Below are 16317 nucleotides of genomic sequence, written 5' to 3'. Positions count from 1 at the left end.
ACGTCAGTCATTTATGGCTGACGTCCAGTTTGGTGTAGGTCACTTTCCCGCCTTCGCTGGAAGAACCGACGTTGTCCAGGGTGTAGACGCCGGCCTTGAAGTAAAAGTTGTAGCCATGCCAGGCGCGGTCCAGCTTCACCTGCTTGCCAACGTTGTTGATCAGCACCGTGAGCTTGCCTTGCTTGTCCATTTGCAGGGAGTAGCTGAAGGTTTTGTTCAGTGCCACTTTTGGCACGGTATAGATCACCGGGCTCTTCTTGTCCTTGGGTTTTACCCGATATTCCACATCGATGTTGCCGGTGCCCTTGGCGTAGCGATACACCAGTTTCAACAGCGGCGTAGGGGCATCCTTGGCGTGGATCTGCGCCACGACTACACGGCCCTCGGAAGGGACCTGGTTCACCGCCAAAGTACCTTTGAGGGTATTGACGCCGCTGTTGTAACGCCAGTTGCGCAACTTGCCGTCTTTGGTGGTTTCGCGCAATTCGGAGCGCGGGTAGTCACTTTTACCGGTGTGGGAGCCGGTCACCGGCGCCCAGAAGACAATCCGCTCGCCGGAGCGGTTGAAATACTTGTTCTGCAGCGTCGGCATGGCCTTGGTCGCCACGACTTGCGCCGGGGTCTGCACGGGCAGGGTGATGTTCCAGACAGTCAAATCGATCATGGTCAATGCTCCGACGGAACCGGCCATTACTCATCAGCCGGAATGGGCAAGATTACCTTCCGTGGCACAGTGTCCATGGTATCGACGGGGGCCTGTTTAGCTGCAGAGGCAACTGACGAATGGCTCTGCGCTGAGCCTTGCGGCCGGTTGAGCGCAGTGATGTCAATTTGACGCTGATCGGTTAGAGTACGCGCCGCCCGAGAGATGGATCCCGGGCGTTTTCTCATGGAGTATTCAATGAACCACCTCAGCAAAATTGTCGCCTGCGCACTGGTTGGCCTGGCCTTGGCGGGTTGCACCGGCACCCCGATGAAAACCAAGCAGTACGACAGCAGCCAATACACCGTGGTCGGCCACAGTGAAGCGAAAGCCACCGGCCTGCTGCTGTTCGGCATGATCCCGATCCGCCAGAACAACCGTTTCGTGCGCGCTCAGAATGCCGCGATCCTGGCCAAGGGCGGCGACGCCATGATCAACACCCAAGTGCAGGAAGACTGGTTCTGGGCCTGGGTCCTGACCGGTTACACCACCAAGGTGTCCGGTGATGTGGTCAAGTTGAAAACCGTTCAGTAAGACTCACGCTGTTGTGGGGGAGGGATGTGCAGTGCCGGCTGGCGCGGATCGATCTGATCCAGTCACTGCTAGTCAACAGTACGAGCACTTTCCTCCTCCCGAAGCCCAAGGCTCATGTCATCGCAGCTTTGCGACCAGGCGCTGAGCCATTCGGGCATGGCCGGTGAGTGTTCGGCCAACCCCAGTGCGCGAATAAACTCTCCCGGTGCAATCGTGCCTTGGGCCGAACGGAACAGGCCGCGCATCATCACCACGCCCACCACGCGCCCCTGGCTCAGGAAGCGGTGTTCCATGAAGGTCCACTTCTCGTCCCAGCCCAGCAGGCGGGTGTGCACCTCGAACGCTTCGAACAGCTTCAGCTCCCGGCGGAACTTACCCCACACATCCCCCACGATCGGCACTGCCCTGTTGCGCAAGGCCACTTTGTAGGCGCCGCTGCGCAGCACGTAATCCATACGCCCTACGTCGGCCAGGGTGAAATAGCGGCCGTTGGTGACATGGCGGTTGAGGTCCAGGTCCAACGGCCACACCCGCATGCGCACCACGGTGGTATTCAGGGGGCCGGTCGGCTTGCGCCAGGGACGACGAAACAGCATGAGCAACAGTCGGAACCAGAGATTCATAAATACGCCCGCGAGGGTGGAAAACGCCGCACTTTAGACAGGCGCCGAGGCTTGGGCTAGGTGCGCAAATGACTGTTTTCGTGGAAATCGCACATTTGGGACAGGTCCGGCGGGTTTGAGCTCATCAAGAACCTGAGTTTGCGACGGCTGCGCCGCCGAGCGGGAGCAAGCTCCCTCGCCATAAGGGCACTTTGGATTATCGATCGTTCCCACGCTCCTGCGTAGGAACGTCGCCAGGGACGCTCCGCGTTCCGCTTCTGGAAGGTGACGCAGAGCGTCACGGGATGCATTCCCACGCAGAGCGTGGGAACGATCAAAAACAGCCGTAACCTCAGCCTTTGGCCGCCATCGCAGTCACTTCCACTCGCATTCCTTCAACCGCCAGCGCCGCCACGCCCACTGCGGCGCGTACCGGCCAGGGTTTGGCGAAGAAACGCTGATACACCTCGTTGAAGGCCGCGCGGTCGGCCATGTCGGTGAGGTAGATGGTCAGGTGCAAGACCCGGTCCATGGAGCTGCCGGCGCCTTCCAGGGCTGTCTTGAGCGCCTGCAATGTGCATTCGCTTTGCAAGGTGATGTCACCCAGCTCCAGGCTGCCGTCAGGGCGAGTGGGGATCTGGGTGGAAACCAGCAGGCCGCCGAAGCCGGCGACGTCGGAAGAGATGGAGTCCGCGTCCGGGTCGGGGATGAACGTGATGTCTTGGTTTGCCATGAAAGCCTCTTGTTCAGGAAAGGGTTAAGGGGACGGATCAACTGCGCGCCTCATCCGTTTCGTTTCGATGATGGTCAGGCCAACTGTCGACTGGGTGCGCACGGTCTTCGTTGAACATTTCGGTGAGCAACGCGTTGGCGCGCTGGTAGGCGTCGTGCCTGAACTTGAGGTCGTCTTCCGGCTGGGCGACGATTTCCTCCAGCATCTGCAGATTCAAACGACGGAACTGATCCGCGCGCTCGCGCGCTTCGTAAGCCCCGACGCCCATCTGCACCAGCGCATTTCGGCCCAATGCCAGCGCGCTCTCGAAGGTTTCCCGCTCGGCGGTCTCTACGCCCATCTGCCGCAGGGTGATCAGGTGCCCCATGTCCCGCGCACGGACGATCAGTTTCAACGCGGGGAAGTGCTCCTGGGCCAGTCGGGTCAGCGTCAGGTTGTCCTGCTGGTCGTCAATCGCATTGATCAGCACCACCGCCTGGCCGGCGCCGGCCGCGTGGAGCAGATCGAGGCGAGTGGCGTCGCCGTAGAACACTTTTACGCCGAATTTGCGCAGCGTCTCGATGTTGTCGGGGTCATGGTCCAACACCACCACCTCGACGCCGCAGGACATCAAGAGACGCCCGGCGATCTGTCCGAAGCGGCCGAACCCGGCGATGATCACCCGTGGGTTCTGCTGATCGACGAGGTCGGATTCCTGGCGGTCTTTCTTGGTGGCGGACTCTATTCGATCCAGCAGCAGGATCAGCAAAGGCGTCAGGCACATGGACAGGGCCACCGCCAGCGTCAGGCTCTTGCCCCACTGGTCGGTCAGAATGCCGGCCAGCGTGGCGGCGCCGAACACCACGAAGGCGAACTCGCTGCCCTGGCCGAGCAACACCGCTTGCCATGAGCGTTGGCCGGCAGGGACGTTCAGCAAACGGCTGACGGCCTTGATCACCAGCAATTTGATCAGAATGAAACCCAGGGTCAGGGTCATGACCTTCAGCGGTGCATTGATCAGCGTGCCGAAATCGATCGACATGCCGACACCGATAAAAAACAACCCCAGCAGTAAGCCTTTGAACGGTTCGATGTCGCTTTCCAGGGCATGGCGGTATTCAGAACTGGCCAGCAGCACCCCGGCGAGGAACGCGCCCATGGCCATCGACAAGCCGGCCTCTTCCAGCAGAAACCCGAAGCCGAACACCAGAAACAGCGCCACGGCGCTGAAGATCTCACGTAGACCCGAGCGCGCGGCGAAGCGCAGCAGCGGGCGTGTCACGTAGCGTCCCAACAGCACGACGACGCTGATGGCCACGACGATCTTGATAATCGAAAGCACCAGAGCGGTGCCGGACGGCGTGTCGCCGTGGGCCGCCAACAACGGAATCATGGCAACCAGCGGAATGGCCGCGATGTCCTGGAACAGCAGGACGGCGAAGCTGCTGCGCCCGACGGCGGTCGACGTCAGGTTGCGCTCGTTCATGGCTTGCATGGCGATGGCCGTGGAGGACAGGCTCAGGGTCAGGCCGACCAGCAGCGCGGCCGTCCAATTCAGCCCCAGGGCCGCACAGAACACCGCGATTGCCCCGCCACAGGCGAGCATCTGCAAGGCACCGCCACCGAACACCATCCTGCGCAACGCCCAGAGCCGCTTGGGATCGAGCTCGAGCCCGATGACGAACAGCATCAGGACGACGCCGATTTCGGCGAATTCCAGAATCGCCTTTACGTCAGTAACGAGCTTGAGTCCCCACGGGCCGATCACGCACCCGGCCAGCAGATAACCCAACACCGGGCCCAGGCCCAACCTGACGGCAATCGGCACGATCAACACTGCCGAACCCAGGTAGATAAGCAGTTCAATCAGGCTGTGAGTCTCCATATCAATCTTCCTTCCAGGAGGCCAGGCGTGCGCTGTAGTGTTCGATTTGTGCATCCAGGGTTTCGGACGCGCCGGCATACGCGCCGTGTACCACGACCGGCTCCAGCCAGCGCATGTGGCAGTAGACGGCCGTTGCGTGGAGGGGCTGGGCCAGCACCTGGAAGCCCGGGTAGGCGCCGATCTGGAAATGATCGTGGTTGCCACCCGTGGAGACGGCCCACAGCAGGGGCTTGTCTTTGAGGGCTGTGGCGTCTCTGCCATAGGCCCAGCCATGGGTGAACACTTTATCGATCCACAATTTCAGCAGCGGCGGCATGCTGTACCAATACATCGGGTGTTGGAGGACGAGCAGTTGGCACTGTTCGATGGCGCGTTGTTCGGCCTCGACGTCGATGTCGAAGTCCGGATAAAGATCGTAGAGGGACCGTATGACCACGTCCGGATGACTGGATGCGCGCTGGAGCATTTGCTGGTTGACCCGTGACTGGTCAGGGTAGGGGTGGGCGTAAATGATCAGAATCATCAGGGCAATTCCGGTAGGCCGGTCCTGGTCAAAAGGTCGGACATCCTACCGAGGAAGGCGCGTGTTGTTTAGAACATTGTTTGCCGGCGTATGGTGCCGGGGTCAATTGAGCGGCAGCGAGACCTTGACCTCCAGGCCGCCGCCCCGCCGGTTCCTGAGGGTCAGCGTCCCGCCATGCTCCAGCACCGTCGCCCGCGCTGCCGACAGCCCCAGCCCGACACCGCCGGTGTGCTTGTTGCGCGAGCCTTCGATGCGAAAGAAGGGCGCGAAGACTTGCTCGTGGAACTGCGGGGCGATACCAGGCCCGCGGTCGTGGACGCGAATTTCGACACGGTCCATGAACGCCTTGAGCTGAACGCCCGGCTCGCTGCCATATTTGCTCGCATTGTCGATCAGGTTGACCAGGGCTCGCTTGATCCCGATGGGCCGGCCCATGTAAACGAAACGAGGGGCGCCCTCGAATGAAACCTCGGTGCCGGCATCCTTGAAGTCGTCGACGACCGTGTGCAGCAGTTCGGCCAGGTCGAACGCGGTGGCGTGTTCGAGCCGAGCTTCGTCGCGGAAAAATTCCAGCGCACTATTGACCATCGCCTGCATTTCATCCACGTCCCTGAACAGCCTCGATTGCTGTTCGGCGTCGTCGATGAACTCTCCACGCAGGCGCATGCGGGTCAGGGGGGCGCGCAGGTCGTGGGAGATGGCTGCGAGCATCTGCGTGCGGTCCTGGACGAAGTGTTGCAGCTGGGCCTGCATGGCATTGAACGCGAGGATCGCCTGACGGATTTCGTGAGGCCCGACCACCGGGATGGGCGGCGCCCTGAAGTCCACGCCAAAGCGCCTGGCGCCTTCGGCAAAGCGTTCCAGCGGTGTCGCCAGATGCCGTGTAGCAATCAGGGCGACGATAAACGTCGATAGAAGAATCAGCCCGATAATGATCAGGTTGCGCATCCACTCTTTCAGGCCCCAACTGCGAGAGGCTACGGAAAATTCCACCCAGGAATCGTCGGCCAATTGGATGAGGACCGCGTAGCGTCTGTCTGGCTGATCGGCGGGCCAATCGCCGGGTTCGAAGGCCTCTATCCTGGCCTCGGGCCTGCCCAGTTGCTTGCGCAGGAACGTCGCCCCCTCACTGAACTGTGGGTCGTCGATCACCGGCACTCGTGCGTCTTCACGGCGGGGTAACCATTGTGCGGTGAACGCCTGGTCGCTGGCTGCCCTGGCGATATCGGGCCGTTGTCCGGGCGCCACCGAGTCGATGATACGAGTGATGGCGGCGGCTTTCTCCATCAGGCCGGTTTCCATCAGGGGAGGGCGTGCCCAGGTCCCAGCCAACAGGCCGAACAGCTCGTTCAGGGCCAGTAAAGTCAGCATGGCGAGCATGGTGGTCAGGGCAATCCAGCGGGCTACCGTATCGCGTGGCCGATGGAAAGCTGAGTGCCGGGGCTTCATCGCTTCACCACATGGGGGCTGAAAAGGTAGCCGCTGTTGCGAATGGTGCGGATCATCGATGGGCCAGTGATATCGCTCTCCAGCTTGCGGCGCAGCCGGCTGACCTGGACGTCGATGCTGCGATCGAAGGCGTCATACGTTTCGCCGCGGGCCAGGTCCAGCAGTTGCTGGCGAGTGAGGACCCGGCGCGGGTGTTCGGCAAAGACCAGCAGCAACTCAAACTCGCCGGTGGACAACGGGATCATGACTTTGTCCGGTGAGCGCAACTCGCGGCGGGTGACGTCCAGCTGCCAATTTTCGAATTCCAGAATCAGGCGCGAGTTGTTGTTCAATGTGCCCCTGGCTTCGCCGGTGCGCCTGAGCACGGCGCGCACCCGGGCCAGCAGCTCGCGCGCATCGAACGGCTTGGTCAGGTAATCATCCGCCCCCAGCTCAAGACCGACGACGCGATCACTCAGCTCACCCATGGCCGTGAGCATGATGATGCCGACCGTATGTTCGGCCCGCAGTCGCTGGCAGAGCACCAGTCCACTGTCTCCCGGCAACATGACGTCGAGGATGATCAGGTCCGGCAAGCGACGCGCCACCGCCTGCCACAGGGCGGCACCGTCGGCGGCCACTTCGACGCTATAGCCATGTTGCTCGAGGAATTTGCGCAAGAGGGCGAGGACTTCGAGGTCGTCGTCCACCAGTAATAGATGGCTCACAGTGGGCACGCAGGGCAATGAATACAGAAGGGGATACTAGAGTCAATCCGGGGCCTGCGTCATATATTTCAACTCGGTAATAAAGTTGCCGACGGGCAATGTTGTGGAAATCTTCAGGCAAAGAATCAGGGGCAGGATCACCCGATGTCAGTCAGTTAAACGACGGCCAACCCAACACAACCCTCGCCACCAGAGCTGTGTACGGCGGTGTCTTCCCAAACTGACCGGTATCGCCCCAATTCCTCGCCGAGATAGCCTTGTATGCCGATCACCAAGCCCGCTCCGCTGTTTGTTCGTTGCACTGTTGTCGTAGGACTCGTGGCATTCGCCAGCGGCTGCACCAGCACGCCCGCTGCAACCCCTGGCAGTTGTGAACGTGCGAGCTACACCGTCGATGATCCGGCAGAGCCCGTCAACCGGGGCATCTTCGCTTTCAACCGGACTGTCGATGACTATGCGCTGGCCCCGGTTGCCCGTGGTTATCTCAAGCTTCCAGATGTGGTTCAGACGGGGGTGCATAACTTCGTGGCGAACTTCGGTGAGCCCAAGGTCTTCATCAACGATCTGCTGCAAGGCAACGCTCAACGCTCGGTCAACACCCTGGGTCGCTTCGTCATCAACACCACCGCAGGCATCGTCGGGCTGATCGATGTGTCGGGCAAACTGGGTATTGAGCGCCACAAGGCCGATTTCGGCCAGACGTTCGGCGTCTGGAACATCGCTCCCGGGCCGATCGTCGAACTGCCGTTGCTGGGAACGTCCAGCCTGCGCGACGCAACCGGCAAACTGCTGAGTTCTGCGGTCGATCCGTTCGGCAGCAACAGCGATACGGTCGATACGTTGGGCACGATCAATACCGTAGGCGGGGTTGTTGATGGTCGTGCCGAGGCGCTCCCGTTGACGGACAAGTTGCGGGCCAGGCCGGATTACTACGTGGCGCTTCGTGACGCGGTAGCGCAGCGGCGCGCCGATTTTGTCGCCCAGGGCAAGTTGGGCGCGGTGGCGGGGGACGACGCCTGCCCGGAGGGAGAGACCGTGGATGAGTAACCCTGTATTGGTTCTGCACCGGCGAGTGAAAAACCTTGAGCAAGGCATTCTGCATTGCCGGGAGATCGAGTTGCAGTTGACGGAGGATGGCCGACATTTACTGCTCAGCCGTTACCTGGAGTTGTACAGCCATGACCAGGTTGGCGCGTGCGACATCCAGAATTACCGGGTGCCTCTGGCGAGCATGATTCGCTGGATGGTCAGTCATGGGGAGCGGATGAGTCCACTGGTCCGCTAGCCTTGCGCCGACGCAGAGACTGCTAGACTTTACCGTCCAGTTATCTCTCGGAGAGATCGGATGAATAACAAAAACACGATTTGTCTCTGGTACGACGGTGCTGCGCTGGAGGCTGCGCAGTTCTACGCCGCGACGTTCCCGGACAGTGCGGTGCAGGCTGTTCATCACGCCCCCGGTGACTACCCGATGGGCAAGCAGGGCGATGTGCTGACGGTCGAGTTCACGGTAATGGGCATTCCCTGCCTGGGGCTGAACGGAGGCCCGGCGTTCCAGCATACCGAGGCTTTTTCGTTCCAGGTCGCGACTGATGACCAGGCCGAAACGGACCGCTTGTGGGATGCGATTATCGGCAATGGCGGCCAGGCCAGTGCCTGCGGCTGGTGCAAGGACAAGTGGGGCCTGTCCTGGCAGATCACCCCGCGCGTGCTGACCGCCGCGATAGCCAATCCCGATCAGGCAGCCGCCAAGCGCGCGTTCGAAGCCATGATGGAGATGACAAAGATCGACATCGCGGCCATCGAAGCAGCGTTGAAAGGTTGAGCGGCGCAGGCTGACAGTCCGCTATCGCGAGCAGGCTCGCTCCCACATTGGATCTGTGTCGGTCTCGATGGGTGGGTCAACACAATCCCCTGTGGGAGCGAGCCTGCTCGCGAAGACGGCGGGACATTCAACAGCCGCAACCTGACCCACCGCCAGTCAGCTCACCCCTGGGCGGTTTCAGGCAACCTGGCAATCACCTTGATCTCGAACTGAAAACCATACAACCAGGTCACCCCCACCGCCGTGAGCGTCGGGTGCGGTGCGCTGCCCCAGAATTCGGGCACCACTTTCCAGATCGTTTCGAATGTCGATTTGGGGTCGACGATGAACACGGTGACGTCAACCACATCATCAAAGGTGCAATCGGCGGCGGCGAGAATCGCCTTCAGGTTGTTGAACGCCCGCCGAACCTGGTCCTCCAGTTCAGGCTCTGGCGAGCCGTCTTCGGTGCTGCCGACTTGCCCCGATACGAATAAAAAGCCATTGGAACGAATCGCCGGCGAATAGCGATTACGCTCATAAAGTGCCTGGCGTCCGGCGGGGAAAACTACATCGCGCTGTGTCATGGGTGCCTCCATCAAAGGGTCGGATTCAATGTTGAAAACACTCTAGGGGCTTGTGCGCGGACGATAAACGAGCAACCTTGGCGATCACTGTTTGTAAAATCCAAACAATCTGACGGACACCGGGGCATTAATGGATCGTTTCGACGCGATGCAGGCATTCGTTCGAGTGGTGGAGGCGGGCAGCTTCACCAAAGCCGCCGAAACACTGCACATGAGCAAAACCACCGTGACCCAACTGGTGCAGCAACTGGAGGCCCGGCTGCGCGTCAAGTTACTCAACCGCACCACGCGCAAGGTCAACGTCACCGCTGACGGCGCCGCTTATTACGAGCGGGTGATTCGCCTGCTGGCCGACATGGACGATGCCGAGACCAGCCTGTCCGGCGCTCAGGCACTGCCCAGAGGGCGATTGCGAGTGGACGTGCCAAGCCCGTTGGCGACCATGATCCTGATGCCGGCATTGCCGCAATTTTACGCGCGATACCCGGACATCCAGATCGACATGGGCGCAAGCGACCGCATCGTCGATATGCTCGATGAAAACGTCGATTGCGTAGTGCGCGGCGGCGAGCTGACGGACCAGTCGCTGATCGCCCGGCGCGTCGGCGACCTGGCCCTTGGCGTGTTTGCCGCACCGAGCTATCTGCAGCGCGTGGGCACGCCTGCGCATCCGCGAGAACTGGAAGATTCCCAGCATCGCATCGTCGGCTTCCTCTGGGCGCGCACCGGCAAACCGCTCCCTTACGCCATGCACAACCACGGCGAGCATCTGCACATCAAAGGACGCTACGCACTGGCCGTCGATGATGGCAACGCCTACCTCGCGGCCGGTCTGGCGGGGTTGGGTGTGCTCTGGCTACCCGAGTACATGTCCAGATCCCATCAGGCGCGCGGTGAATTGGTGCCCTTGTTCGAAGACTGGCGCCTCGACCCGATGCCGCTCTACGTGGCCTATCCTCCTAACCGACACATCAGCGCCAAGTTGCGGGTGTTCATTGAATGGGTGGTGGAGTTGATGGCGCAGCATGCGCCTGTTATAGCTCGTGTTTGATCGGTTCGAATCCCAAGTATCCAGAAGAGTACGACTTCGTCAGCATGTCGTTGGTGAATGCGCTGCATCGACCTTGGGCGCTTGACCTCTATCACCAACTCCCTTAGTTTCGGCGCCCTCATCGGGGAGGCAGCTGAATTCTCGCTGCTTTCGCTCCATCAAAAGGATTTGCTCATGAGTTGCGCTCAACGTGTTCTGTTGTTCGCCTGTCTGTTCCCTTCGTTCGTTTTTTCCTCGCCCACAGCTGAGCGGGCCGAGTTGATGGCGGTCTATCGCCAAGCGGTCTCACATAACTCTGATCTGGCTGCGGCCCGTGCGGATTACGCGGCGCAACAGGAACTGGTGCCGCAAGCACGCGCCAACCTTTTACCTGTTATCAGCACCAGCGCGACGTTTGATGCTACGCGTCTCACGCGCGATGAGCCGGAACTTGCACGTGCGCGCAGTGGCAACACGATCCAGGCCAACTTGAAACAACCCTTGGTCAATGCTGCATTCTGGTATGAGTTCAAGGCCGCTAAAGTCAGCACTGTACAAGCGGCGCTGGAGCTGTCGGCAAAAGAGCAAGCGCTTATCTTGAAAACTGCCGAAGCCTATTTTGAAACGCTGCGTGCCACTGATGAGTTGGCGGCATCGGAATCCGAGGAGACGGCGCTCAAGCAGCAAATGGATCAGGCGCAAGCGCGTCTCAAAGGCGGATTGTCAAGCATTACGGATGTCTTGGACGCTCAGTCTGCCTACGATAATGCTCAAGCCAACCGCCAACTTGCGCAACGCAAGGTTGATGATGCTTTCGAGCAACTGGTGCATTTGACCAATAAAGAATATGCAAGCATTGAGGGCATGCAACACCAGCTGCCGGTGTTGGCGCCGATTCCAGATGATACAAAATCGTGGGTAGAGGGCGCTGTCCAACAGAATTTAATGCTATTGGCGAGCAACTACGCCGTAGAGGCAGCCGAAGAGCGTTTAAGTCAGCGCCAATCCGGACACGCACCGACGCTCGACGTTGTGGCTTCCTATCGCAAGGGTGATAACGACAGCTTTGGCTACAGCAATCCGACTGATTTTGGGCGGGACGGATATCGCAAAAACGTTTCTCAAAGCAGTGTCGCCCTGGAAGTGACCCTCCCGCTCTATAGCGGGGGACGAGTCAGTTCTCAGACTCAGGAGGCTTACCAGCGACTTACACAAAGCGAGGAGTTGAGGGAAAGTCAGCGCCGGGAAGTGGTCCTCAATACCCGTAACTATTTCCGCGCCGTCAACTCCGACATCCAGCAGATAAAAGCCAGACGGCAGACGATCCTGTCGAGCCAGAGATCCTTGAAAGCGTCCAAGGTCGGCGCGGATGTCGGGACCCGCAACACCGTCGACGTGCTCAATGCCCAACGTCAACTCTTCAAGTCGGTGCGTGACTATAACGACGCACGTTACGACTACATTCTCAATAATCTGCGCTTGAAACAGGCCGCCGGCACGCTGACTGCCAACGACCTGCAACAGCTTGCCCAATACCTGAAGGCAGACTACCAGCCGCAGCGTGATTTTCTGCCCCCGGAGCTGATGTAAGGCCCTGGCACGGGTGTTAGAAGTCGGTTCCTGGTCGACAGAGGCCGGAAAATCGAATAATGTTGTTTTGATATCGTTCTTGCCTCGGGCCTTGGCGCCAAGCGGAACACCGTGCCCCACCCAAGGAAGTTATTGGGGCTCGCTAATGAATTTTCCGCATGGAAGCGTTTATGCAAGAACAAGGTACTTCTCCAGGGCCGTCGGCGGCGCTGGATACAGGGCTGGCCTGTCTGGCCATGTTGGCGCGTTTTCACAACGTTGCCGTTTCTACGGAACAGCTTACCCACGAATACGTGGCTGAAGGGCAGTTGTTCGGCAAAGCCGAAATTCTGCTGGCCACGCGTCAGCTTGACCTCAAGGCCAAGGCCATCCGCACCACGTTCGAACGGCTCGGGCAAACGCCCTTGCCTGCGATTGCCTGCGCCAGTGACGGTGGATTTTTCATCATTGCCCGTATGGACCAGGAAAAAATCCTGATTCATGACCCCCGATCCCAGCGCCCCGAGATGATCAGTGCCGAACAGCTTCAGGCACGCTGGGGCGGCGAGTTGATTCTCATACGGTCCCAGTCGTCGTTGGCAGGGGAGCTGTCCAAGTTCGATTTCACCTGGTTTATCCCGGCCATCGTCAAATATCGAAAGCTATTGGGTGAAGTACTGCTGGTTTCTTTCGTCCTGCAAATATTCTCGTTATTGACCCCGCTTTTCTTCCAGGTGGTCATGGACAAAGTGCTGGTGCACCACGGGCTCACCACGCTGGATGTGATCGCCATTGGTCTACTGGGCATCATGTTGTTCGAGACAGTCTTGAGCGGGCTGCGCAGCTATGTGTTCGCCCACACGGCCAGTCGCATCGATGTTGAATTGGGCTCCAGGTTATTCCGGCACCTGGTGACGCTCCCTCTCTCGTATTTCCAGGCACGACGGGTCGGCGACTCCGTCGCTCGGGTTCGTGAGCTCGAAAACATTCGCAGCTTTCTCACCGGCAACACCATTACCTTGGTGCTGGATGTCCTGTTTTCGGTGGTGTTCATCGCCGTGATGTTTTTCTACAGTGGCTGGTTGACGCTGATAGTGCTGCTGTCACTGCCGTTGTACGTTGTGGTTTCCTTGTTGATTACGCCCGTGCTCCGCGCCCGCTTGAACGAAAGCTTCGCCCGTGGCGCCGAGAACCAGGCCTTTCTGGTGGAGACGGTCAACGGCATCGACACGTTGAAATCCATGGCGGTCGAACCCCAGATCACCCGCAAATGGGACAACCAGCTGGCGGCCTACGTCAGTGCGGGTTTCAAGACCCAGACCTTGTCCACGATCGCCAATGAAAGTGTGTCCCTGATAGGCAAATTGGTCACTGTCGCGACACTGTGGCTCGGCGCCCGGCTGGTGATTGACGGGCAACTGTCGGTGGGCCAATTGATTGCCTTCAACATGCTCGCAGGCCGAGTCGCGCAACCGATCATGCGCCTGGCTCAACTGTGGACCAATTTCCAGCAGACCGGCGTTTCGGTCCAACGCCTGGGGGATATTCTCAATACTCGGACCGAGATGTCCCAGGCGACCCGCAGTGCATTGCCCGCGTTGAAGGGGCGGATCGAATTCGACCAGGTGCATTTTCGTTATCGCCCCGATGGTTCCGAGGTGCTGCGCAGCGTTAGCCTGGAAATAGGCGCTGGAGAGGTGATCGGCATCGTCGGACGCTCCGGTTCCGGCAAAAGCACACTGACCCGCCTGCTGCAGCGTCTCTTTGTCCCGGAGCGCGGCCGTGTCCTGGTCGATGGCATGGACCTGGCGTTGGCCGATGTTTCTTCGTTGCGCCGGCAAATCGGCGTGGTGTTGCAGGACAACATGCTGTTCGCCCGCAGCATCCGCGAGAACATCGCATTGACCGATCCTGGCGCGCCTCTGGACGCGGTCATGCAAGCGGCAAAAATGGCCGGGGCCCATGAATTCATTCTTGAGTTGCCCGAGGGCTACGACACGGTGGTCGGTGAGCACGGCGCTTCGTTGTCTGGCGGGCAACGTCAGCGCGTGGCGATCGCCCGAGCCTTGATCGGCAACCCGCGAATCCTGATTTTCGATGAGGCAACCAGTGCGCTGGACTACGAGTCGGAGCGGATCATCCAGCAGAACATGCAGGCCATCTGCAAGGGGCGAACCGTGATCATCATCGCCCACCGGCTTTCGGCGGTGCGCGATGCCAACCGGATTGTCGTCATGGATCGCGGACAGATCGTCGAACAGGGAACTCACCACGAGCTCCTGGCCCATCAAGCGGGACACTATTCTCGCTTGCACCGTTTGCAACAAGGATAGTTGCCATGAGCGAACCCTCAGCAACACGTGCGTTGTTGCGACGCTATCGGACTGCCTGGCGCCAGGCATGGCGCCACCGCAAACAGTTGGACACACCGAATCGGCTTGCCCACGAAGTCCAGTTCCTGCCGGCCGCGCTCGCCTTGCAGGACCAACCTGCTCACCCGGCGCCACGTTACATCCAATGGACCATCATGGGCTTCGCCGCGCTGGCGCTTTTGTGGGCCTGCGTCGGTGAAATCGAAGTGGTCGCCACGGCGCGCGGCAAGGTCGTGGCAAGCGGCAAGAGCAAGACCATCCAACCGAGCGAAGTGGCGGTGGTGAAAGCCATCCGGGTCTACGATGGGCAATGGGTCAAGGCCGGGGATGTCCTGGTGGAGTTGGACGCCAGTGCGACCAGCGCTGACGTCAATCGCTTCAAGAGTGACTTGCTGGCGGCCGAGGTCGACAGCGCCAGGGCCACGGCGTTGCTTGAAGCGATTCAAAGTGGCAAGGAACCCGGCTCCCTTGCCACTTACCTGCTTCAGGCCGATCCGCCACAAGTGATGGCCGCACAACGTTGGCTCCAGGGGCAATACCTGGAACTGCGCAGCTCCTTGGACCAGGTCGATGCGGAAGTCGAGCAGCGCTCGGCGGAAATCCAATCGGCCAAGGCGATGGTTGCCTCGCTGCAACGGACGCTGCCGATCACCCGTCGCTTGGCCCAAGACTATCGTGAGCTGCTCGATCAGCAATACGTGCCTCGACACGCCTACCTGGAAAAACAACAGGCCCTGCTGGACCAGGAGCGGGACATGGCTGTGCAGCAAGCGCGCGTGATCGAACTCAATGCTAGTCGCAAGGAAGCCGAGCGCCGTCGCCAGGGCATCCTCGCCCAGACCCGCCGGGCAATGCTCGATTTGCAGCAGCAATCGGAACAGAAAGCGGCGGCACTGGCACAAGAACTGAAAAAGGCCGAACAACGCGACCACCTGATGAGCCTGACCGCGCCGGTGGATGGCACGGTACAGCAACTGGCAATTCATACCGTGGGCGGTGTGGTGACGGCGGCCCAGCCGCTGATGGTGGTCGTGCCCAATGACCAGCCGATGGAAGTCGAGGCCATGCTGGAAAACAAGGACGTTGGTTTTGTCCGCCAGGGCCAGCCTGCCACGGTGAAAGTCGAAACCTTTACCTTTACCAAATTCGGCACGGTCGAGGGTGAAATAGTCAGTGTTTCCAACGATGCGATCGAAGACGAGAAGCGTGGCTTGATCTACAGCAGCCGCATTCGTTTGTTGCAAGACTCCATTCTGGTGCACGGGAAAAAAGTGCCGTTGTCCCCCGGGATGTCGGTGACGGTGGAAGTGAAGACGGATCGTCGGAAGGTGATTGATTATTTCCTGAGTCCGTTGCAGCAGTATGCGGGTGAGAGTTTGCGGGAAAGATAGTAGGGGGTGTTAATGGATGAGTTAAAGGTGTTATTCAGCGGGTTAGATGGCGGCATAGTTTATCTTGGGTTGCTGCTGGCTGGTTGGGTGGCTGTAAAGTTTAGGCCAGCGAACGCTGGCTTACTATTTGTATGGTGCTGTAGCGTTCCGCTTACTTTTTTTTGCTATGTCGTTTGGCTTTATGCCAGTGGGGGCGACAAGTGGGGTCCTGCAATGCTTCTTATCGAGGCGTTAGCGCTTGCGCAGCTCGGTTGGCTAGGAGGAGGGCTGGCCTTGGTAGGAGTGCTGATTAAAACCGATATTTTGAAAAAAGCGGCATTATGGGTTTCCATTGGGTCTGTAACGTGTCACGGCCTGTTCTTGGCGTCGATTTATGCTTTTGGATATGGATCTTCGTAACAGATCCTCGATTGAGATCTATCTAAACTAATATGCCAGAAGGAACTGTA

17 protein-coding genes are annotated in these 16317 nt (G+C 59.6%); 9 read left to right on the top strand and 8 right to left on the bottom strand.

All coding sequences use genetic code 11. From position 1 onward, the window contains the following. Positions 1–7: 7 nt before the first annotated feature. On the bottom strand, positions 8–664 hold the full coding sequence (locus tag T3A99_RS20080) for a polysaccharide lyase family 7 protein (RefSeq protein WP_047227751.1): 657 nt from the start codon (positions 662–664) through the stop codon (positions 8–10). 237 nt (positions 665–901) lie between these two features. Between T3A99_RS20080 and T3A99_RS20075 the strand changes: the two genes are divergently transcribed. Next, on the top strand, positions 902–1237 hold the full coding sequence (locus T3A99_RS20075; RefSeq protein WP_047227691.1) for a lipoprotein: 336 nt from the start codon (positions 902–904) through the stop codon (positions 1235–1237). 68 nt (positions 1238–1305) lie between these two features. Here the strand turns inward: T3A99_RS20075 and T3A99_RS20070 are convergent, their stop codons facing one another. The 6 genes from T3A99_RS20070 to T3A99_RS20045 all read right to left on the bottom strand — a co-directional run bounded on the left by T3A99_RS20070 (position 1306) and on the right by T3A99_RS20045 (position 7115). After that, the gene (locus T3A99_RS20070) at positions 1306–1860 is read right to left on the bottom strand and encodes a thioesterase family protein (RefSeq protein ID WP_322834729.1); all 555 of its coding nucleotides are present in this window, start codon (positions 1858–1860) and stop codon (positions 1306–1308) included. A 331-nt stretch (positions 1861–2191) separates the two neighbouring features. After that, the gene (locus T3A99_RS20065; protein ID WP_047227689.1) at positions 2192–2572 is read right to left on the bottom strand and encodes a RidA family protein; all 381 of its coding nucleotides are present in this window, start codon (positions 2570–2572) and stop codon (positions 2192–2194) included. A 37-nt stretch (positions 2573–2609) separates the two neighbouring features. Further along, positions 2610–4436 (bottom strand): glutathione-regulated potassium-efflux system protein KefC, encoded by a 1827-nt coding sequence (gene kefC, locus T3A99_RS20060; protein WP_160892913.1) that lies wholly within the window; start codon positions 4434–4436, stop codon positions 2610–2612. Between the two features lies 1 nt (position 4437). Then, entirely contained in the window at positions 4438–4959 is a 522-nt protein-coding gene (gene kefF, locus T3A99_RS20055) for a glutathione-regulated potassium-efflux system oxidoreductase KefF (RefSeq protein WP_047227687.1), read from the bottom strand. A gap of 102 nt (positions 4960–5061) precedes the next feature. Continuing rightward, complete coding sequence (locus T3A99_RS20050) at positions 5062–6408, bottom strand: sensor histidine kinase (protein ID WP_076385437.1); 1347 nt, start codon at positions 6406–6408, stop codon at positions 5062–5064. Next, positions 6405–7115, bottom strand: a complete 711-nt coding sequence (locus tag T3A99_RS20045; RefSeq protein ID WP_047227685.1) for a response regulator — start codon at positions 7113–7115, stop codon at positions 6405–6407. Before T3A99_RS20045 ends, T3A99_RS20050 begins: the two co-directional genes overlap by 4 nt. 261 nt (positions 7116–7376) lie before the next feature. Here T3A99_RS20045 and T3A99_RS20040 point away from each other — a divergent pair, with 261 nt between their 5' ends. Genes T3A99_RS20040 through T3A99_RS20030 form a run of 3 tightly spaced genes read left to right on the top strand, consistent with a single transcriptional unit; the run spans position 7377 to position 8940 of the window. Next, entirely contained in the window at positions 7377–8162 is a 786-nt protein-coding gene (locus T3A99_RS20040; RefSeq protein ID WP_047227684.1) for a VacJ family lipoprotein, read from the top strand. After that, positions 8155–8400: a hypothetical protein gene (locus T3A99_RS20035; protein ID WP_047227683.1), complete on the top strand. Its 246-nt coding sequence runs from the start codon at positions 8155–8157 to the stop codon at positions 8398–8400. The genes T3A99_RS20040 and T3A99_RS20035 overlap by 8 nt, the downstream gene beginning before the upstream one ends. Positions 8401–8460: 60 nt before the next feature. Further along, complete coding sequence (locus tag T3A99_RS20030; protein WP_047227682.1) at positions 8461–8940, top strand: VOC family protein; 480 nt, start codon at positions 8461–8463, stop codon at positions 8938–8940. 161 nt (positions 8941–9101) lie between these two features. Here T3A99_RS20030 and T3A99_RS20025 read toward each other — a convergent pair whose 3' ends face one another. Then, positions 9102–9506 (bottom strand): RidA family protein, encoded by a 405-nt coding sequence (locus T3A99_RS20025; protein WP_076385431.1) that lies wholly within the window; start codon positions 9504–9506, stop codon positions 9102–9104. 130 nt (positions 9507–9636) lie between these two features. On the opposite strand from T3A99_RS20025, the gene T3A99_RS20020 reads away from it, so the two are divergent. From T3A99_RS20020 to T3A99_RS20000, 5 genes are all read left to right on the top strand, one after another. After that, the gene (locus T3A99_RS20020) at positions 9637–10557 is read left to right on the top strand and encodes a LysR family transcriptional regulator (RefSeq protein ID WP_274091049.1); all 921 of its coding nucleotides are present in this window, start codon (positions 9637–9639) and stop codon (positions 10555–10557) included. A 174-nt stretch (positions 10558–10731) separates the two neighbouring features. Continuing rightward, the gene (locus tag T3A99_RS20015; protein WP_322834770.1) at positions 10732–12126 is read left to right on the top strand and encodes a TolC family outer membrane protein; all 1395 of its coding nucleotides are present in this window, start codon (positions 10732–10734) and stop codon (positions 12124–12126) included. 170 nt (positions 12127–12296) lie between these two features. Beyond that, entirely contained in the window at positions 12297–14438 is a 2142-nt protein-coding gene (locus T3A99_RS20010; RefSeq protein WP_322834728.1) for a type I secretion system permease/ATPase, read from the top strand. A gap of 5 nt (positions 14439–14443) precedes the next feature. Next, the gene (locus T3A99_RS20005) at positions 14444–15868 is read left to right on the top strand and encodes an HlyD family type I secretion periplasmic adaptor subunit (protein WP_322834727.1); all 1425 of its coding nucleotides are present in this window, start codon (positions 14444–14446) and stop codon (positions 15866–15868) included. A 12-nt stretch (positions 15869–15880) separates the two neighbouring features. After that, complete coding sequence (locus T3A99_RS20000) at positions 15881–16267, top strand: hypothetical protein (RefSeq protein WP_322834726.1); 387 nt, start codon at positions 15881–15883, stop codon at positions 16265–16267. Positions 16268–16317: the final 50 nt, after the last annotated feature.

This window comes from Pseudomonas sp. N-137, from assembly GCF_034555295.1.
Classification (GTDB): Bacteria; Pseudomonadota; Gammaproteobacteria; order Pseudomonadales; family Pseudomonadaceae; genus Aquipseudomonas; species Aquipseudomonas rhizophila.
Note: the sequence above shows the minus strand (reverse complement) of the source record. Positions and strands in the feature narration are given on the sequence as shown.